Source organism: Amycolatopsis sp. BJA-103 (genome assembly GCF_002849735.1).
GTDB lineage: Bacteria > Actinomycetota > Actinomycetes > Mycobacteriales > Pseudonocardiaceae > Amycolatopsis.
The window spans coordinates 2,584,096-2,603,250 of record NZ_CP017780.1; the positions used below are offsets into that span (position 1 = coordinate 2,584,096).

At 68.3% G+C, this 19,155-nt stretch carries 18 protein-coding genes; 14 read left to right on the forward strand and 4 right to left on the reverse strand.

The window, feature by feature from the left end:
- Window position 1 precedes the first annotated feature (1 nt).
- The 6 genes from BKN51_RS10850 to BKN51_RS10875 all read left to right on the forward strand — a co-directional run bounded on the left by BKN51_RS10850 (window position 2) and on the right by BKN51_RS10875 (window position 7,157).
- Window positions 2-1,642: an ABC transporter substrate-binding protein gene (locus tag BKN51_RS10850; RefSeq protein ID WP_101607520.1), complete on the forward strand. Its 1,641-nt coding sequence runs from the start codon at window positions 2-4 to the stop codon at window positions 1,640-1,642.
- Between the two features lie 3 nt (window positions 1,643-1,645).
- A complete protein-coding gene (locus BKN51_RS10855; RefSeq protein ID WP_101607521.1) occupies window positions 1,646-2,611 on the forward strand; it encodes an ABC transporter permease in 966 nt (321 codons plus the stop codon).
- The gene (locus BKN51_RS10860) at window positions 2,608-3,543 is read left to right on the forward strand and encodes an ABC transporter permease (RefSeq protein ID WP_101607522.1); all 936 of its coding nucleotides are present in this window, start codon (window positions 2,608-2,610) and stop codon (window positions 3,541-3,543) included. The genes BKN51_RS10855 and BKN51_RS10860 overlap by 4 nt, the downstream gene beginning before the upstream one ends.
- On the forward strand, window positions 3,540-4,508 hold the full coding sequence (locus BKN51_RS10865) for an ABC transporter ATP-binding protein (protein ID WP_101607523.1): 969 nt from the start codon (window positions 3,540-3,542) through the stop codon (window positions 4,506-4,508). The genes BKN51_RS10860 and BKN51_RS10865 overlap by 4 nt, the downstream gene beginning before the upstream one ends.
- The gene (locus BKN51_RS10870; RefSeq protein WP_101607524.1) at window positions 4,505-5,503 is read left to right on the forward strand and encodes an ABC transporter ATP-binding protein; all 999 of its coding nucleotides are present in this window, start codon (window positions 4,505-4,507) and stop codon (window positions 5,501-5,503) included. The genes BKN51_RS10865 and BKN51_RS10870 overlap by 4 nt, the downstream gene beginning before the upstream one ends.
- Before the next feature lie 70 nt (window positions 5,504-5,573).
- Complete coding sequence (locus tag BKN51_RS10875; protein ID WP_101607525.1) at window positions 5,574-7,157, forward strand: N-acyl-D-amino-acid deacylase family protein; 1,584 nt, start codon at window positions 5,574-5,576, stop codon at window positions 7,155-7,157.
- Window positions 7,158-7,160: 3 nt separating this feature from the next.
- On the opposite strand, the gene BKN51_RS10880 is transcribed toward BKN51_RS10875, so the two are convergent.
- Window positions 7,161-8,771 (reverse strand): PucR family transcriptional regulator, encoded by a 1,611-nt coding sequence (locus BKN51_RS10880; protein ID WP_101607526.1) that lies wholly within the window; start codon window positions 8,769-8,771, stop codon window positions 7,161-7,163.
- Window positions 8,772-8,864: 93 nt separating this feature from the next.
- Between BKN51_RS10880 and BKN51_RS10885 the strand changes: the two genes are divergently transcribed.
- The 7 genes from BKN51_RS10885 (at window position 8,865) to BKN51_RS10915 (ending at window position 16,438) form a co-directional block, all read left to right on the forward strand.
- A complete protein-coding gene (locus BKN51_RS10885; RefSeq protein ID WP_101607527.1) occupies window positions 8,865-9,731 on the forward strand; it encodes a hypothetical protein in 867 nt (288 codons plus the stop codon).
- Window positions 9,728-10,837: an o-succinylbenzoate synthase gene (menC, locus tag BKN51_RS10890; RefSeq protein ID WP_101607528.1), complete on the forward strand. Its 1,110-nt coding sequence runs from the start codon at window positions 9,728-9,730 to the stop codon at window positions 10,835-10,837. The genes BKN51_RS10885 and menC overlap by 4 nt, the downstream gene beginning before the upstream one ends.
- Window positions 10,838-10,848: 11 nt before the next feature.
- A complete protein-coding gene (locus tag BKN51_RS10895; RefSeq protein ID WP_101607529.1) occupies window positions 10,849-11,964 on the forward strand; it encodes a serine hydrolase domain-containing protein in 1,116 nt (371 codons plus the stop codon).
- A 54-nt stretch (window positions 11,965-12,018) separates the two neighbouring features.
- Window positions 12,019-13,200: a hypothetical protein gene (locus BKN51_RS10900; protein ID WP_101607530.1), complete on the forward strand. Its 1,182-nt coding sequence runs from the start codon at window positions 12,019-12,021 to the stop codon at window positions 13,198-13,200.
- A gap of 87 nt (window positions 13,201-13,287) precedes the next feature.
- Window positions 13,288-14,745, forward strand: coding sequence for an FAD-dependent oxidoreductase (locus BKN51_RS10905; RefSeq protein WP_101607531.1), 1,458 nt, complete (start codon window positions 13,288-13,290; stop codon window positions 14,743-14,745).
- Window positions 14,742-15,812 (forward strand): hypothetical protein, encoded by a 1,071-nt coding sequence (locus BKN51_RS10910; RefSeq protein ID WP_101607532.1) that lies wholly within the window; start codon window positions 14,742-14,744, stop codon window positions 15,810-15,812. Before BKN51_RS10905 ends, BKN51_RS10910 begins: the two co-directional genes overlap by 4 nt.
- Before the next feature lie 26 nt (window positions 15,813-15,838).
- Entirely contained in the window at window positions 15,839-16,438 is a 600-nt protein-coding gene (locus BKN51_RS10915) for a TetR/AcrR family transcriptional regulator (RefSeq protein ID WP_101607533.1), read from the forward strand.
- Between the two features lie 10 nt (window positions 16,439-16,448).
- On the opposite strand, the gene BKN51_RS43970 is transcribed toward BKN51_RS10915, so the two are convergent.
- From BKN51_RS43970 to BKN51_RS10930, 3 genes are all read right to left on the reverse strand, one after another.
- Entirely contained in the window at window positions 16,449-16,679 is a 231-nt protein-coding gene (locus BKN51_RS43970; protein ID WP_199193107.1) for a hypothetical protein, read from the reverse strand.
- Window positions 16,680-16,756: 77 nt separating this feature from the next.
- The gene (locus BKN51_RS10925) at window positions 16,757-17,569 is read right to left on the reverse strand and encodes a helix-turn-helix domain-containing protein (protein ID WP_101607534.1); all 813 of its coding nucleotides are present in this window, start codon (window positions 17,567-17,569) and stop codon (window positions 16,757-16,759) included.
- Between the two features lie 99 nt (window positions 17,570-17,668).
- Window positions 17,669-18,247, reverse strand: coding sequence for a hypothetical protein (locus BKN51_RS10930; RefSeq protein ID WP_101607535.1), 579 nt, complete (start codon window positions 18,245-18,247; stop codon window positions 17,669-17,671).
- 333 nt (window positions 18,248-18,580) lie between these two features.
- Here BKN51_RS10930 and BKN51_RS10935 point away from each other — a divergent pair, with 333 nt between their 5' ends.
- Window positions 18,581-19,018 carry a hypothetical protein gene (locus tag BKN51_RS10935; protein WP_101607536.1) on the forward strand — a complete coding sequence of 146 codons (438 nt, stop codon included), beginning with the start codon at window positions 18,581-18,583 and terminating at the stop codon, window positions 19,016-19,018.
- Window positions 19,019-19,155 lie beyond the last annotated feature (137 nt).

Sequence of the window (19,155 nt, forward strand, 5' to 3'; positions counted from 1 at the left end):
GATGAGAAAAGCGTTAGCGGCACTCGCCGCGGTGCTCCTGGCCTGCAGTGGCCTGAGCGCCTGCGCCCGTGCCGGAAGTCAAACCGCCGACGGTGACATCTACCGCCTCGGCTCCGATCAGGCCATCGACTCGATGAACCCGTTCGTCTCCGTGGTGACGACGGCGTTCGCGGTGTACGAGCAGATCTATCCGACGCTGGTCCAGCTGGATCCGGAAGGCAGGTTCGTCGCCGAGTTCGCGAGCACCTGGACCACCTCGGAGGACGGGCGGACCTGGACCTTCCGCACGCATCCCGGTGCCACCTGGTCGGACGGCAAGCCGCTCACGGCAGCCGACGCGGCGTGGACCTTGAACACGATCGCCGCGTTCAAGGACGGGCCTACCGCGGGCCTCGCCAACTATGTGTCCGATTTGGACGAAGCGAGCACGCCTGACCCGAACACCTTGGTACTGCGGTATTCCCGTCCCGTCGCGAACGTGCTCAACCGGCTCATGAGCGTGCCGATCCTGCCCGAGCACGTCTGGCGCGAGTACGCCGGCGGCGACGGGGAGGCACTGACCACCTTCCCGAACAACGCCCCGGTCGTCTCCGGTGGTCCGTTCGTCCTCGTCCGGCACGTACCCAAGCAGGTCGCCTTGTTCAAACGCAATCCGGCCTATTACGGACCGAAACCGCATATCGCGGGTTTCGGGATCCAGTTCTTCAGCTCCGACGACGCGATGATCACGGCGCTGAAGAGCCGCCAGCTCGACGCCGTCCGGACGGTACCGTCCACTTCGGTCGCCAACCTCGAGTCCGCGGGGTTCGAGGTCATCTCCTCGCCGGGACTGAGATTCGAGAGCATCACCGTCAACGCGAACCCGAAGCAGCGACCCGAGCACCGGGAGCTGGCCGACCCGTTGCTGCGCCAGGCCTTCGACCACACGATCAACCGCGCGCAGATCGTCGAGACCTCGTTGCTCGGACACGGCCGCCCCGGGGCGTCGATCATCCCGCCGGGTACCGCGAACTGGGCCGACCGCTCGCTCCAGCCGACCCCGTTCGACCTCGGCGCCGCGAACCGGCTGCTCGACCAGGCCGGCTACCGGCGGGGCCCGGACGGGACCCGGATCGCGAACGGCCACCCGATGGACTACCCGGTCATCCTGCCGGAGGACACCTACGGCGGCGCGGGCCTGCGCTCGTTCCAGATCATCCGGTCCGACTTCGCGAAGATCGGCGTGCGCCTCACCGCGAAGCTGCTGGACAACGCGGCGGCCAACGAGGCGGTGATGGCCAACGAGTCCCAGGACTTCGCGATGACCATGTGGGGCTGGAGCGGCGGGACGGGCGATCCCGACGACACGCTCAACTACCTGACCTGTCAAAGCTGGGGGATCCTCAACGACACCGGGTACTGCAGCGAGGAATGGGACGACCTGTACGCGCGGCAAGGCGCCGCGATGACGCCCGCCGAACGGCACGGGATCGTCGACGAGATGCAGCGGCTCGCCGCCCGCGAACGGGTACTGCTGGTGATCGCCTATCCCGATTCGATCGAAGCGCATTCCCGTGAGTGGGTCGATCTCCCGCAGGTGGGCGGCAACTCGTTCTCCTCGGAGTCGAAGATCCCGCTTCTTTCCGTGCGACGGGCGGGCTGAGCCATGCGCGTCCTGGAGTACGTACTGCGCCGGGGGATCTTCTCCCTGGTGACGATCTTCCTCGCGATCACCGGCAATTTCTTCCTGTTCCGGGTGCTGCCCGGCGACGCGGTGAGCAATCTGGCCAAGGTGCCCCATTCCACCCCGGAGCTGCAGCACGCCCTGATGGTCCGGTTCGGCCTGGACAAGTCCAAATGGGACCAGTACCTCATCTACCTGAAGAACCTGCTGCACGGTGATCTCGGGGTTTCCTTCACTTATCAGGAATCCGTGAGTCATCTGTTGCTGGACGACCTCGAGAACACGGTGGTGCTGGCCGGTGTCGGCACGCTGGGAGCGATCTTCATCGGTATCCTCTCCGGCGTCATGTCGGCCTGGCGACGATCCTCTCCGCTCGACCACCTCAACACCGGCGTGGCGACCCTGGTCTATTCGTTCCCCGCGCAGTGGCTCGGCCTCGTCCTGCTGATCCTCTTCGCCGGGGTCCTGCCGGCGGGCGGGATGTCGGACCAGTTCCTGTTCGACAGCCCGCCGTTCTGGCAGCACGCGGCGGACGTGGGCGGTCACCTGGTCCTGCCCGCGGCGACCATGATCCTCACCGCGTACGGCGGCTACACGCTGGTCGTCCGGTCCTCGGTGCTGGAGACACTCGGCGAGGACTACGTACTGACAGCGCGGGCGAAGGGGATCCCCGCCCGCCGGGTGGTCTGGCGTCACGCCGTCCGCAACGCCCTGCTGCCGATCGTCACCATGGTCGCGCTCGACCTCGGCTACGTGGTGGGCGGCGCGGTGCTGGTCGAGGTGATCTTCAGCTGGCCGGGCCTCGGCATGGCCACCTTCACCGCGATCGGCCAGCGGGACTACCCGATGATCCAGGGCGCCTTCCTGATCCTGACCGTCTCGGTGATCCTGCTGAACTTCGTCGCCGATCTGGTCTGTTTCCGACTCGACCGAAGGGTGAGCGCATGAGCGTCCGCATCGGTGACACCGGGGCCGGCGGCCGGGCCGGGATCTTCCGCAAAGTGCTGCGCGACCACAAATCCGCGGCGGTCGGGCTGGCGCTCATCGCGCTGTTCGTGCTGGTCTCGATTCTCGCGCCCTATCTTTCGCCACACAGCGCGGTCGAGAGCAGTTGCGCCGTCTTCGAACCCCCGTCCGCGCGGCATTGGCTCGGCTGTGACGACGGCGGCGTCGACATGGTTTCCCTGCTCATGCACGGCGGGCAGACCTCGCTCGTCGTCGCGTTCACCGCGACCCTGGTCTCGATGGCGATCGGCGGCACGGTCGCCATCGTGGCGGGCTACTTCGGGGGCTGGCCCGACACCGTCCTGATGCGCGTCACCGACGTCCTGCTGGTCCTGCCGGACCTGGTGCTGGCGATGGTGATCGCCGCGGTGTGGGGGCCGAGCCTGTTCCACGTGATCCTGGTGATCGGCCTGCTGCAATGGACTTCCACCGCCCGGATCGTCCGCGCCGAGGTGATGTCGTTGCGCGAACGGGCTTATGTCAAACGCGCGAGAGGACTCGGCGCGAGCAACGGCCGGGTGATCGTCCGGCACATCCTTCCCCACGTCGGACCGCTGCTGATCGCCAACACCGTGCTGACCGTTTCGGCGGCGATCTACCTGGAGACCGCGCTGGCCTTCCTCGGCCTGCAGGATCCCAGCGTCACGACCTGGGGCACGATCCTGGAACACGCGTTCGCGCGGACCGCGATCAGTTCCGGTGCCTGGTGGGCGATCGTGCCCGACGGCTTCGTCATCGCCGCGGTGAGCATCGGGTGCTTCCTGCTCGGGCGGGCCATCGAAGACGCGCTGAACCCCCGGCTCAAGGTCTCGCATCTCTCGGGGCGGCGCTGGCGTCTGCGCGCCCTCGTCGCGAAGGGGGCGAACGCCCGATGAGCGTGTTGGAAGTCAGCGATCTGCACGTCTGGTTCGATCTGCCGCACGGCGGCCAGGTCCACCCGGTCGACGGCGTGAGTTTCGCACTCGAGCCCAGCGAGCGGTTCGGCCTCGTCGGAGAGTCCGGCTGCGGGAAGACCACCACCATCCTCGCGTTGATGGGACTGCTCCCGGCGACCGCGTCGGTCTCCGGCCAGGTCCGGATCGACGGCACGGACATCCTGGCCGACGGCGAGGACTCGGTCCGCGGCCACCGCTGGCGGGACATCGCGATGGTGTTCCAGGGCGCGATGAACGCGCTCAACCCGGTCAAGACGGTGGGCTGGCAGATCGCCGAACCGATGGCCCACCACGGCGTCGCCCGCGGGAAGCGGGCCCGCGAACGGGTCCGGGAGCTGCTCGAACTCGTCGGCATCCCCGCCGCGGCCGCGAACCGCTATCCGCACGAGTTCTCCGGTGGCATGCGCCAGCGGCTCTCCATCGCGATGGCGCTGGCCTGCGAGCCGAAGATCCTGCTCGCCGACGAACCGACGACGGCGCTGGACGTGATGGTCCAGGCGCAGATCCTCGAACTGCTCACCCGGCTGACCGACGAACTCGGCATGGCGCTGGTCCTGGTCACCCACGACCTGCCGGTGGTGACGCAGTTCTGTCACCGGGCCGCGGTGATGTACGCCGGGAAGATGGTCGAGGACGGTCCGGCGGACGAGCTCACGTCGGCCTCCCGGCATCCGTACACCCGGCTGCTGTTCGCGGCCACGCCGGATCTGTACGGGCGGGAACCGCTCGTCTCCATTCCCGGCGCGCCGCCGAGGCTGGACGCCGAGATCACCGGCTGCGCCTTCCGGCCCCGGTGCGACGTGCCGATGGACCGCTGTGGCGGCGAGCATCCGTTGCTGCGCACCGCCGGGCCCGGCCATCGCGCCGCCTGTTTCCGCAACGAAGAACCGGTGGAGTCACGATGAATCAGGCCCTGCTCGAGGTCGAGGACCTCGCGATCCACTACCCGGTGCGGCGCGGCGTCGTCCAGGCGCTGGCCAGACGTCCCCGAAGCGTCGTGCACGCGGTGGACGGCGTCAGTTTCCGCCTCGGCCGCGGCGAGATGGTCGCCGTCGTCGGCGAGTCCGGCTGCGGGAAGTCCACCACCGCCTCGGCGATCTGCGGGCTCGTCCGGCCGACGGCCGGATCGGTCCGGCTCGACGGCACGGAGATCAGCGGGCTTTCCGAGCGCGCGAAACGGCCCGTTCGCCGCCGGGTCCAGATGATCTACCAGGATCCGTACGAGTCACTGGATCCGTTGTGCCGGGTCCGGGACATCCTGGAGGAACCGATGCTGATCCACGGCATCGGTGATTCCAAGGAGGCGCGCGCCACCTTGATCGAGGAGTCCCTCGAACGCAGTGGACTCGCGCCTGCCAAGGCCTTCCTCGACCGCTACCCGCACGAGCTCTCCGGTGGCCAGCGGCAACGGGTCGCCATCGCCGCCGCACTCGTCCTCGATCCCGACGTCCTGCTGGCCGACGAACCGGTTTCGATGCTGGACGTCTCCGTCCGCGCCGGGGTGCTCACCTTGCTGGACACCCTCCGCAAGGACCGGGACACGGGGATCCTGATGATCACCCACGACCTGTCCACGGCCGCGCATTTCGCCGACCGGATCGTCGTGATGTACCTCGGCAGGATCGTCGAACAGGGACGCGCCCACGACGTGGTCCACCACCCCAAACATCCCTACACCAAGGCATTGCTGTCCGCCGTGCCCAAACGGGAGCCGGGGGAGTGGACGAAGCCGCGGTTGCTCACCGGCGAGACCCCGGATCCGGTCGACATCCCGCCGGGATGCCGGTTCCGTTCCCGCTGCCCGGTCGGCGAAAACGACTGCGAGGTCTCGGATCCGGCACTGCGGGCCGGACCGGGGGACGCGGATTCCGGCCACGAAGTCGCTTGCCTGCACGCCTGATCTCGTGAGTGGTAAGGGCGGTTCTAACCGTCCTTACCACTCACGAGGCCCACTCGAGAAAGGACACACAGTGCCTCCAGAACTCGTCATCCGGGGAGGTTCGGTCGTCGACGGCACGGGAGCCCCCGCCCGTCGCGCCGACGTCGCGATCGCCGGGGACCGCGTCGAAGCCGTCGGAGAACTTCCCGACTCCGGCTGCCCGGTGCTGGACGCCGAGGGGTGCGTGGTCGCGCCGGGCTTCATCAACGTCCTCAGCCACGGCTACGAAACCCTGCAACTGGACCCCCGGGGCCTTTCCGATCTGTACCAGGGGATCACCACGGAGATCTTCGGCGAGGGACGGTCGCTGGGACCGGTCACCGGCAAGATGGCCGACATCGTCGGCGGCGAGCCGCAGCAGTACGGCGTCCGGACGAGCTGGCCCCGCCTCAGTGAATTCCTTGGCTACCTCGAGAAGGCCGGGGTCGGCCTGAACGTCGGCAGCTTCGTCGGCGCGGAGAACCTGCGGATGCCCTTCGCCGGCAACGAGGACCGGCCGTTGACCGACGCCGAACTGGCCGCCGCCTGCGAGTTGCTCGACTCCGAGCTCGCCGACGGAGCCCTCGGCGTGGGATCCGCGTTGATCTATTCGCCGGGAAGCTATGCCTCCACCGAGGAACTGATCGCGTACGCGCGGGTCCTCGCCCGGCACGACGCGCTCTACATCTCCCACATCAGGGGCGAGTCCGACAGACTCCTGGAGTCCGTCGACGAACTCATCCGGATCGCGAGGGAGTCCACCGCCCGGGCGGAGATCTACCACCTGAAGGCTTCCGGCCGCGAGAACTGGCCCGCGATGAACAGCGTGTACGAACGGGTGGAGCAGGCGAGAGCGGCCGGGATCCAGGTGACCGCGGACGTCTACCCGTACGAGGCGGGTTCCACGTTCCTTTCGGCGTTCATCCCGCCGAAGTTCCACGAGGGCGGTCACGGTGAACTGGCCGCCCGTATCTCGGACGGGGAAACCAGGGCCGTGATCAAGGCGGCCATCGGTAGCCCCGGGACGGACTGGGACAACCTGTACCTCGGATCGGGCGGCGCGGACGGGATCCTCCTGCTCGGCGACGGAGACCTCAAAGGCAGGACACTCGCCGAGGTCAGCGCCACCTGGGGCGACGGCGACCCTCTCGACACCCTGCTCGACATCGTCGCCGCGCATCCGAAGCTCCTGGTGGCCGAGTTCACCTCGTCCGAGGCGCACGTCCTGCGCGCGCTCCGGTTCCCGTGGGTGTCGGTGTGCACGGACTCGGAGGCCCTCGCCGCGGAGCCGCCGTTCACCGACACCTCCATCCATCCCCGCACGTACGGCGCCTTCGCCCGTGTGGCCGGACGCTACGTCCGTGAGGGAGTGCTGACCCTCGAACAAGCCGTGCGGTGCATGACGAGCCTGCCCGCGGAGAACCTCAGGCTGGCCGATCGCGGCGTGGTCCGTCCCGGCGCCTTCGCGGATCTGACAGTCTTCGTGCCCGAAGAGGTCCAGGACAACGCCACCTACCTCGAGCCGCACCGGTACGCAGACGGCATGCGCCATGTCCTGGTCAACGGCCGTATCGCGTTCCAGGACGGCAAGCCGACCGGGACACTCGCCGGACGGGCGCTCCGACGGCGCCGGTGACGCTCACCAGCCGAGCTGATCGCCCAGCCGCAACCGCAGCCACAGCACCAGGCGCTCGTCCGGGTCGGCGAGATCGAAGCCGAAGATCTCCTCGGCGCGGGACAGCCGGTACCGGATCGTGTTCGGGTGCACGGACAGCAGGCTGGACGCGGCCGCGGTGTCGCTGTTGGAGTCCAGGTAAGCGAGGAGAGTGGACGCGTAGGTCGTGCCGTGCTCGAGGTCGTGCGCGCGGATCGACGGCCCGAGCCTGCGGGGCAGCGCCTCGTGCGCGACGAGGATCTGGGCCAGGGCGGACAGCGTCGCGCCTGCCCACACCTCGTCGATCGAGGCCACCTGACAGGCCTCCGGCTCGCCCGGCCGTTCGGTGAGCGCGCGGAGGACCAGGTCCGCGTCGGCGCGCGAGTTCGCGATCGAGCGGAGGTCGGGGACCAGCGAACCGAGACCCGCTTGGACGCGCACCCGCAGCGCGCCGTGTGCTCGCCGGGCGATCCCGGCGACGAGATCGCGGTGCGCGTTCGGCGCCGGCCCGCCCGGCAACAGCGCGTAGACCGTGCCGTCGATCAGCGCGCAGCCGTGTTTGCCGTAGTGGGCCTCGCAATGCAGGCTCACCAGGTCGGCGAGCCGGGTGGCCGCGTGGACCGCGAGCACCTCGTCGGCGTCCTCGGGACCGATCGCGAACGCGGCCACCGCCACCCCGGCGTTCGGGTCCAGGCCGAGTTGCGGGGCCACGGCGGTGACACTGCCCGGGTCGGCGAGCAGCCGCCGCACCAGGTCCGCGCGACGGCGCCGGACGGCGTCGTCCGCGGTCCGGGCCGCGAGCAGATGCAGCGCGGCGATGTCCGCGGCGTCGAAGAGGGCCTGATCGGCCGCCTGATCGAGACCGTTCTCCGCGTCGACGACCCAGATCGACCCGAGTACCTCGTTCCCGGCGCGCACCGCGACCCCGAGGCGGGGGAGACCGCCTGGAATGGCCGGGAACCGGCAGGTGCGCCGAGCCTGGGTGAGCGCCTGGTACTGCTCGTCGTAATGGTCCGGGGCGTCCGGCACCTGGAGGCCGAGAATGCCCTGGCGGCGGCCCTCGTCGATGCCCTGACCGGGCAGCGTCGAGTAGGAAAGGATGCGCCGGTACGGATCCTCGATCGTGGTCGCCCCGCCGACCATGCCCGCGATCGCGTTGGCCAGTGCGAAAAGATCGCCGACTGCCGGGCTGCCGGTGCCCTGCGTGGCCCGCGCCGCGGAGGCGAGGGCCGAGGAGATCATGGCGTCGAGATGGTGCCAGGCCACGGCTTCGTCGGCGGCGAGCAGAACGAGACCGGACCGCTGTGCGGCTTCGGCCAGTTCCGTGACCGGCTCGCCGAAACTCTTCACCACCACGCACGCGTGACCGGCTTCGGCCGCGGCTTCGACAAGGTCTTTCGCCTGGGGTTCGGCCGTGCCCACCCCGACGGCGAGCAGGATCGCGCCCTTCACCGGAGGCAGCGGGGAACGCCGCTCGTGGATGAGCACGCTCGAGACCGGGACCGGCCGGTCCGGCAGCGCGGTCAACGGCCGGACCAGGGAAGCGCCCAGTGCGTCGAGGACCTGTCCGAGGTCCGGTTCCTCAGTGTCGAGCATGTTCACCTCTTTAGCCGGTCGCACAAAACATTCACGAATTCTCTGGACCGGCACTCGTAGGCGGGTGGCCAGTGTGGACGTGAGGCTGTCAGCATGCACCTTCCAGGCAGGGCGCCGCGGGCCGCCCCGACGACAGTACCCACGGCGGCCCGGGCGAGTGCCGTCGAAGTCGCCGCGCGTGCCGCGACCCGTGCGGGTGTCCGGATCCGGCTGGCCGAAGACCTCGTCACGGTCGAGGCGGTTTCGCGTTTCCTCGCCGGGGTATGGCAGACACCCGAACACCAGCCACCGCTCGGAGTCGACGCGTTGCGCGCCTTCGCGCACGCCGGCGGCGCCGTGCACTACTCCAGCGACGGGGACGAGGTCATCGCGGCCTCCGTGCTGTTGTTCTGCCGACCCGCTTCCCGAGCCGTCTACTCGATGATCGCCGCCGCACGCACGAGTGATCGCGGAGTGGGTTTCGCCCTCAAGCAGGCACAGCGGGTGTGGGCGCTCGACCACGGCGCGACCTCCATGATCTGGACCTTCGATCCGCTGGTGAGCCGCAACGCCCACTTCAACCTGGCCAAACTCGGCGCGACCGCCGGTGAGTACCGGGTGAACTTCTTCGGCCACATCGACGACGGTGTCAACGGGCACGACGAGACCGATCGGCTCACCGCCGTCTGGTCACTCGCCGAGCCGCGACCGGATCACGTCGTCGGACCCGACTTCGGGAGCGCGGAGGTCGACGCGGCCCGCGCGCCGGACGGCAGGGCGCTCAGCGCCCGGGACGAAAACGGTCACTGGTGCCGGGTTCCCGCCGACATCGTCGCCACCCGCCGCGAGGACAGGGAACTCGCGGCCGCATGGCGGGAAGCGGTCCGCGGTGTCCTGCTCCCTGCTTTCGACGCGGGTTTCACCGTGACCGGCTTCAGCAGGGCCGGCTGGTACCGCCTGACCAGAACGGAGCAGCCGTGAAGATCGAGCTCGTCGAACTCGTCGAGGTCCGCCTTCCCCTCGTCCGTCCTTTCAGGACTTCGTGCGGGATCGACACCGAGCGGCGCACCCTGCTGCTGCACGTGGTGACCGACGCCGCCGAAGGCTGGGCGGAGTTCGGGGGAGACCCCGAACCGATGTACAGCGCGGAGTTCGCCGCCGGGGCCGAACGTGTCCTCACCGATCATCTCGTGCCGAGGGTCACCGCGCTGGACCGGCCGACCGCCGCCCGGATCGCCGGCGCGATGGTCCCGGTCAAAGGCAACCCCATGGCCAAGGCACTGCTCGAAACGGCGATCCTCGACGCCGAATGCCGCGCGCACGAGATGCCGCTGGCGACCTACCTCGGCGGGGTGCGCGACCGCGTCGCCGCGGGGGTGTCCGTGGGGATCACGGACACGATCGCGGACCTGCTGGAAACGGTGTCCGGCTATCTGGAGCAGGGCTACGTCCGGATCAAACTCAAGATCGAACCGGGCTGGGACCTCGAGCCCGTCCGCGCCGTCCGCCGAGAGTTCGGTGACGGCACCGCGTTGCAGGTCGACGCGAACACCGCCTACTCGCTCACCGACGCCGAACACCTGCGCCGCCTCGACGACTTCGGCCTGGTCCAGATCGAACAACCGCTCGCGGAGGACGATTTGCGCGGCCACGCCGAGCTGGCGAAGCTGCTGCGCACACCCCTCTGCCTCGACGAGTCGATCCACTCCGCGCGCGACGCCGCCACCGCGATCGCGCTGGGCGCCTGCCGCATCGTCAACATCAAGCCCAGCCGGGTCGGGGGCTACCTCGAGGCTCGCCGGATCCACGATGTCTGTGTGGCGCAAGGGATCCCTGTCTGGTGTGGCGGAATGCTCGAGACCGGGATCGGCCGCGCGCAGAACCTCGCGCTCGCCGCGCTGCCCGGATTCGTGCTGCCGAACGACATCTCCGCCTCCAGCCGCTACTACGCCGAGGATCTCACCGAAGAGTTCCGGCTCGACAGCGGCTCACTGTCCGTTCCGGACGGTCCGGGCAGCGGAGTGACCGTGCTGCCGGCGGTGCTCGATCGCTACGCCGTCACGACACGGAAGTTGTACCCACTGTGAAAGGAGACATCATGCGAGGTTGGACCACTGTCGCCGCAACCTTGGCGGTCACGGCTTCCTTGGTGGCGGTGCCCATCTCGTCGTCCGCGGCGCCACGATGCGACACCCAACCCATCCAGACCGCGTTGGGATCACTGAAGAAAGCCGGTATCCCCGGGGTCTCCGTGACGGTGAAAAGCCCGCGCTGCGGCGTGTGGACCGGCGGCGTCGGTGTCGCCGACCGGGCGACGGGCCGCAAGGTCACCGGCGGCGAACACAGCCGGATCGGCAGCAACACCAAGACCTGGACGGCCACGGTCGTCCTCCAGCTCGTCGGCGAAGGCAGGATCGATCTCGACGACACCGTCGAGGATTTCTTCCCGAAACTCATCCGCACCAAGGACTACGACGGGCGCAAGATCACGGTCCGGCAGCTCCTCCAGCAGACGAGCGGCCTGCCCGACTTCCTCGATGCGCCGTTCTGGGAAGACGAGGAAGCGCACCGCTGGGATCACATCGAGCCCCTGCAGACGGTCCGGCAGGCGCTGGCCCTGCCCCCGCCCGACGACCGGGCCCCGTCGGGCTTCGCCTACTCCAACACCAACTACAACCTGGCGGGCATGATCGTCACGAAGGTGACCGGCCGCAGCATCGGCACCGAGATCACCCAACGGATCATCAGGCCCCTCGGCCTGTGCGGCACCAGCTGGCCCGGCGACCGGACCACGCTCCCCAAGCCTGAACTGCGGAGCTACGTGGTCAGGAACGGGGCCTTGGCGGACAGGACGGAATGGAACACGTCCGACGCCGACGCGTCGGGAGCGCTGATCTCGACCGGCGCCGACGCGACCGTCTTCTGGAACGCGCTGCTGACCGGGAAACTGCTGGCGCCCGCCCAGCTCGCCGAGATGAAGAAGACCGTCGACGACGGCTCGGGCGAGGGCTACGGCCTGGGCGTCGAGCGCTACGAGCTCACGCCGGGTCTCGTGACCTGGGGGCACAGCGGCGGGATGCCGAGTGGCCACGAGTTCAGGAACGCCGTCACCGAGGACGGCCAGCGGTCCGTGACCTTCCTGATCAACACGGACGAGTACAAGTGGCAGGACGTCGACGTCGCCATCGGTGACCTCGTCCGCGACATCCGCTGACCGCCCGAGATCGGCGTGGCGGGTTTTGTCGGTGCTGTTCGCCATCATGGAGCGGTGCCGAACGCCGAACGCTTGGTCCTGTCACTCACGGGGCCGGACAGTCACACGATAGAACTCGCCCCGGGCCAGGGAAACCTGGTGATCGGGCCGTCCACCGGCGACGGTGGACGGCCCGACGCGATCGTCGATCCTCGGGATCGGATCGATTGGTCGGTCTTCGATCACTTCACGGGGCCCGTCGGCCACCCCTGGCCCCGGTACTTCACCTACCGGGGCGATGACACGGGTTTCCTGGAGTGGGCCCGCACCCGGCGGATCGAGCGGTTCGATTGGGCTCCGATGACCGCGGCCGCCGTCGATGCGGGCCAGGCCAAGATCTCGGTGTTCACGATTCGTTTGGGTACGGCGCCGGTGGAGGTGGCCGTACCTCGGTCACCGGACGGCCGCCACGAGTTCGCGGTGGCAGGGGACCTTTCGCTCCTCAGCGCCATCACGTCCAAGACGTCTTCGGATCCAGGGTCAGGGTCGGTGGCCTTCTCTCCCACGATCCGGCCTGGCCTGGCCGGTGAACCGTTGCGGTTGCCGGACTTCCCGGCCTTGGCGGCCGCGACGAATGTCAGTGTCAGCTGTGCGTCGCTGCGTCAGGCCTTCGATTGCGCTGGTTTGGCGCAGTTCGCCGGCGCCAGGTCGGTGAGTTTGAGCGGCCGCCTCGTGAACCTGGAAGCGTTGGCCCTGCTGGGAAACCTGGAGAGCCTCCGCTTGTCCGACAGCCCCGATCTGTCGTCCTTTCCGGCTTTGGAAGAGTTCCCGAACCTGCACCAGTTCATGGCCTGGAACGAGGAGGAGGAAGCCGGAAAGCGCCTGCGATCCGAGTTGCGCGGGCTGACCAAGAGTTCCGGCCGGACCTGGGAACACAGTGGAGTGTCGCAATTACGTGCCCCTGCCTGGTTCGTCACGGAGTACGGGTTGCCGTTTTCCGAATGGCCCGCCAAGACAGGCCGGTTCGCCACCAAGACCTACCGCGCCGCCGCGCTTGGCATCAAGAACGCGAAGTCTGTGGCGGAGACGGCGGAAGTCGTTCGCGACTTCGTCCGGGCGTTCAACACCCGGCCCGGCATCGACACGATCGAACGGGAAGACCTCGGTGAAGCGGTCGCCCTCCTGGTCGACGGCGAGCCGTTCGGCGTCACCGAGGAACTCGCGCTGTCGTGGTTCGACGAGGAGCGTGACTACTGAGTTCGAGCTCTTGACAGCTCCCGGCGTCGTTCATACATTCATACAGGCGTTGTCACTTTGTATGAATGACGCTGGGGGCTGATCCTCATGCGACTCGGCAAGACCGCCGTCGTCCTCGGTGGCAGTGCCGCCGGCCTCTGCACCGCGGGCGCACTCGCCCCCTGCTTCGACCAGGTCCTGGTGCTCGAACGGGACGAACTGCCCGCCGAGGCCGAACACCGGCGCGGAGTGCCGCAGAGCAAACACCCGCACTTCCTGCTGAACTCCGGCCGCCGCGCGATCGGCGAGCTGTTCCCCGGGTTCGAGGACGACCTCATCGCCGCCGGGGGACTGCATCTCATGCCGTCCATGGACGCCGCCTATCTCGACGGGGCGGGCTGGTCGGCGCGGAAACGCAGCGCGATGACGATGATCTACAGCTCGCGGATCCTCATCGAGCGCGTGCTGCGCGACAAGGTCCGTGCCCTGCCCGGGGTCGTGATCCGCGAAGGCGTGGCGGTGAGCGGCCTGACCACCCGGGACGGCGACGTCACCGGGGTCGGGTTCTCCACCCGCGACGGCGACGAGCACGTCGACACCGATTTCGTGGTGGACGCGATGGGCCGCGGCTCCTCGGTCGGCGCCTGGCTGGCGGCCGCCGGGTGGCCCGAGCCCGAGGTGCGGACCCTCGACGCCAAGGTCACTTACACCTCGCGCTGGTACGACCTGCCGTCCCGCGACGAGCGGCCCGCGTCCTGGTGGTGGCGGCACCTGGTGATCATGCCGACCCCCGACAAGGGCCAGCATCCCGCCGAGCACGAGTTCCTGGTCAACTTCTTCCCCATCGAAGAGAACCGCGTCATCGCGTGCATGGGCTCGTGGGGACTCGAAATGCCGCGTACCACCGAGGCGTTCGTCGAGTCGGCCCGCCGGGTGCGGGCGCCGCTGTTCGCGGCCGCGATGGACCGGTCGACCCCGACGTCGGAGGTGCACCTGACCCGGTCGACCGGCAACAAATGGCGCCGCTACGACCGTTTCCGCACCCCACCGGGGCGCCTGGCGTTCGTCGGTGACTCGATCTGCGCGTTCAACCCGTTCTACGCACAGGGAATCAGTTCCGCCGCCGGTTCGGCGCTGCTGCTGCGAGGGCACCTCGCGGGTGCCGACCGTCTCGACACCCGATTCTCCGCCCGTTTCCTGGCCGCGCAACGGAAACTGCTCGCCGTGCCCTGGAGCTTGGCGATGGCGAGGGATCAGGGATATGCCTGCGCGGTGGGTACCGAAAGAGCGGGGGAGTGGAAGCGGCGTCTCCTCGCGGCGGTGTCCGGCCCGGCGTTCCGGCTCATCGTCGGCGCGTCCCGCGAGGACGACGTGGTGGACGAGCACTTCGCGAAGGTGTTCAACCTCGACGAGTCACTGCGCGACATGATGACCAATCCTCGGGTGCTCGCTGGGCTCCTGCGCTACCGGATCCGCGCCGCGCTGGGGCGGCACCGGGTTCCCTTCGACTTCGATGCCCGTGCCGAGCCGCCGGTCACGGACTACTCGCCGGCGGCTTCGCGATGAGCGCCGTCTGCGGGCCGGACGCGGAGGCCGTCACCCGCGGTCTCGGGTTCGACTGCCACGACGTTTCCCCCTGGCTTTCGATCCGTCCTCCTGGGGAAGCCGCGCACTGGACGATGCCGCTGCTGGAACTGCTCGTCATCGGCGGCGCCGTCTTCGCACTGGTGCATGCGATCCGCCGTCACCGCGCGGGCGATCCGGTCAACCTGGCGCTGTGGTGCGCCTCCCTGGTCTACCTCTTCGTCATCGAGCCGCCGCTGTACTTCCCGGAGTGGTTCGGCCTCGAGCGGCAGTACGGATTCATCTTCGCCCACAACCGGTTCAGCGTGCAGTTCATGGCGGATCGGCTGCCGCTCTACATCGTGGCGTTCTATCCGATGATCAGCCAGCTCGCCTACGAGCTCGTACGGTCACTCGGGATCTTCCGCGCCCGCGGCGCGCTGATCGGATCGGTGGCGGTCGCTTTCGCCTGTCAGGTGTTCTACGAGGTCTTCGATCACCTCGGGCCCCAGCTGAAATGGTGGGCCTGGAACGGGAACAACCGGATCGTCAACCAGCCCGCGCTGGACGCGGTGCCCATGAACAGCATGCTGCTCTTCGCCTCCGTCTCCATGGGGGCGATGACCTACCTCGTCGTTCGCCTGACCGGCACACGACGCGGATGGTCCCTCGCGGCACGCATCCTGCTGGCCGGTGTGCTCACCCCGCTGACCATGGCGATCGCCGGACTCCCGTCGAGCCTGTTCGCCGGGAACACCACCGCGCAGGCCTGGGTGCTCGGCGCCGAACTGGCCTTGCTGTGGCTGGCAGGCACGTGGATCTTCGTCCGGCACCGAGGCCCCGGCGTCACCCTGTCCGCCTTCGCCAGGTTCTATCCCGCCGTCTACCTGGGCGTCATGGCCGTGTTCTGGCTCGGCGCCCTGCCTTCCTTCCTCGCCGCCGAGGGCGGCATCACCGAAGACGGCACCCCGATCGGCAGCGGCCTCTACGCGCTCGCCTGCTTCCTCGGCGCCGGGCTGATGCTCGCCGCGCTGTACCGCGTGCGGCGCGAGGCACCTGCCGCCGTCTGAGCTTCTCCTTCGGGGAAGATGGGGTCATGGGGCACCACGGATGGCAGGGCAACCCGCCCGGAACCGAGCGCGAGGCACGCCGCCGGATCGTCGAAGCGGCGACGGCCTGCATCGACCGCGTCGGCCTCGCCAAGACCAGCCTCTCCGACGTCGCCGCGGAGGCCGGCATCACCCGGCAGACCGTCTACCGCTACTTCGCGAGCCTGGCCGACATCCTCGGCGCGGTCGCGCTAGACCGCGTCGAGGAGTTCGCCGGGCGGATGGAGCGGCACCTGGCCACATTCGGCACCGCCGCCGAGGTCGCCGTGGAATCCGTGGTGTTCGGCGTACGGGTGGTTCCCGCCGAGCCGTACCTGGGACTGCTGCTGAAGGCGGGCGAAGCCGACGTCTTCACCGTGGCGGTGACGTCGTCACAGTCCTTCTCTCTCGGCGCGAGGATCCTGCGGAACGTGCCGGTCGATTGGGCCGCGGCGGGCGTCGAGTCCGATGAGGACTTCGAAGGGCTCGCCGAGATGCTGATGCGGCTGTTCCTCTCGTTCCTGCAGTACCCCTCGGAGCCCGCGCACACCGATGAGGAGTTGCGCGCGCTCGTCCGTCGCTGGATCGGGCCGGCGCTGGGCGGCTGACCCGGTCGGGCTACATCTGCCGCTCGATGGTGTGAAGGCGGTCGAGGAATGACGCGGCCTCCGACTCACCGGCGAACCTCTCTCGCAGGATCCCGGAGAGATCGCGGGCCACGAGGAGGAGAGAGGGGAGCGACGTGCGCTCTCCGTCGAGCGCACGTCGACCGCGTCCGATCGCCTCGTCGAGGTCTCCTTCGCGAGCCGCGACGACACCGAGGGTGATCTGAGCTTCGGAGACTCTCATCGGCCAGCGGTCGAAATCGGTACTTGCTCGGATCCACCACGAAGTGGTTGTCGATACTGTCCGGGTACGGCATCGCCTCAAGAAGGGTGCGCCCCTTCTCCAAAAGCGACTTGCATCTCCTCCCTGCGGCCCATGCGAGCCCAGGCTTTCGCTTCTTGTGCTGCCAACTGGACCGACACACTGTGCTTGCCAGCGACAGCTTGACCGGCTTCCGCCGCGATCGTGACGTCGAGGTAGTCGCCTCGCGTCAACGAGAACCAGGCGCGCATCTCATGAGCCCAGCCCATGATTCCGCCGCTGCCGGAAGCCTGTCCCAGACCGAGGGCGGTGTTGCGGGTGGCTTCCGCCGAGGCCCGGTCACCGAGGTCGTACTCGAGGCATCCGACCAGCAGCGCGAGCCAGCCGGCCAGTTCCTGCACGTTCCGTTGCTGCCGAAGGGGCAGTCTCTGCATCCCGATCAGCCGACGAAGCCACCGGCGACCTTCGGGAATCAGCTCGGCCGGCGGGCGTCGGGAGTACTCGGAACACAGCTTGTCGACGACGATCCGGACGGCTTCGAGAGTGGCTTCGTTGACGTCGGACGCTTGAAGCCGGCTAACGACCTCCAGCGTGTCCATGCCGGTATCGAAGGTTGCGGTCGGACGTCCGGGTGGCGGGAACAGGGCTGCTGTCACAGTGCCGAGCGTCGCCGCGATCATCGGCTGGCGGGAGGCGTCGGGCATGTCGTCGCCTTGTTCCCATGCCTCCCAGCGTCGGCAGAGGTCGTCGTTTTCCGGCAACGGGGCGCCGATGTGCTCGCGCATTCGCCGAGCGACGTCGGCTGGCGTCCATCCGCGTGCCTCGCGCAGGGTGCGCATGCGCCGGGCCCACGGCGGAAGATCGGCGGTCATCAGGTTTTGTCCCCCTCGGCGTCCGGCCATCCAGTGTGACAGTGGATGGCCGGACAAGCACCTGATCGCCTTTCTTCGCCCGGCTCACTCGAGCGGAATTCAGCCGTTGAAATAGCACTGGAAGAGCAGATCGTCCAGCCGGATCGTTCCACCCTGTCCCGTGGTGCCGTAATCGACGGTTCGGACGAGCACCGAGGTCCTGCCGTTCAGATTCCATCGATCCGTGTACAGCTGCTGGTAATTCTGGCTCCCCGCGTACATGGCCGATTTCCGGTAGAGCATGTTCCCGAAGAGGTCCCAGATCTCGATCGCCACTTCTTGGCGAATGACCAGCGGTTGTATCCAGACGGCGGCCGCGCAGCTCGTTTCGGGCATGCCCGAAACCGAGCCGGTGCGGACCTCGATCTGCTGGACCGACCAGCCGCCCGGCTGGGCGCCGAGCCAGCCGGAGTTGTTGCCGCTGCGAGCGTTGGCAGGCATGTTGATGTTGAAGCCACCGGCAGGCGATTGGCTGCCGAAGATGGCCCATTTCGCCGCTGGATCGACTTCGAAGCCATCCTGGAACTGCATCACTCCGGCGTGCGCGGTCCCGGTGCCGAGGGACGTCAGTAGCGTCAGTGCCGCGGCGGTCGCCAGCAGTCGTCCGACCAGCCTTCGGGTCCTCTGATGTTTCGGCATTCTTGTCAGCCCCCTGTTCGCAGTGATTCGGAGTACGAGCCGAATTTACATTTCGACGGGCGGTGCGAAACGTCCTGAATGGCGGCTTAGGGGCGGCGACTCCTGCCTTATCAGGCAGCGAATCGTCACTCACGACCAACCCGACCAGACACGCACCCTTGTCTCTTCCCCAAGTCGCCACCCCCACAACTCACCTGGCCGGAGCGTGACTCGGGTGTTCTGCGCGGCCGCCGTCCGTGATGTCGCGAAAGCCACTTTCGCGACGTCTGATGTCCCGAAAGTGGCTTTCGCGACACGGGCGCTGGGCAGGGGGTCGTCTGGGCCGACAGTGTTGTGAAACGGATCGGGCTGGTCGCGGCGACGACCGCGACCGGCCTGCTGATGGGCTTCACCGGGATGGCACAGGCGACCCCGGCGGAAGCGACGCCGACCGTGATCGCGGTCGAGGAAGCGGCGCCGGGGGACGCCACCGCGACACCCGTGCAGACGTACGGCACGAGCTGCACCATGCCGCTCTGCGGGCGGGCGCACAACCGCACCGGGAAGGACCTGCAGATCGAACGGGACGCCAAGTCCCACTGGAACTGCGACAACCTGTCCGGCGACCACCGGCGGACGCTCAAGTCCGGCGATGACTCGAACAACTACTGGAAGGACACCGACTGCGTCAGGTCGGTCAAGTGCAAGATCATCTTCCGCGGCGAGTCCTACAAGCCCGGTGAGTGGATCCGGCTGTACAACCCGACCTGGTTCTACAACGTCAACTGCTGACCGGGCATGACCCAGGGGATCGCGCGGTGACCTTGCCACCGAATGGTGCAGGGCACCGCGCGGTCACCCGTTGACTGGGAGTTTAAGAACCTTTTACACTGCGATCGTTAGGAAACTTACTTAACGAAGCGACTCCG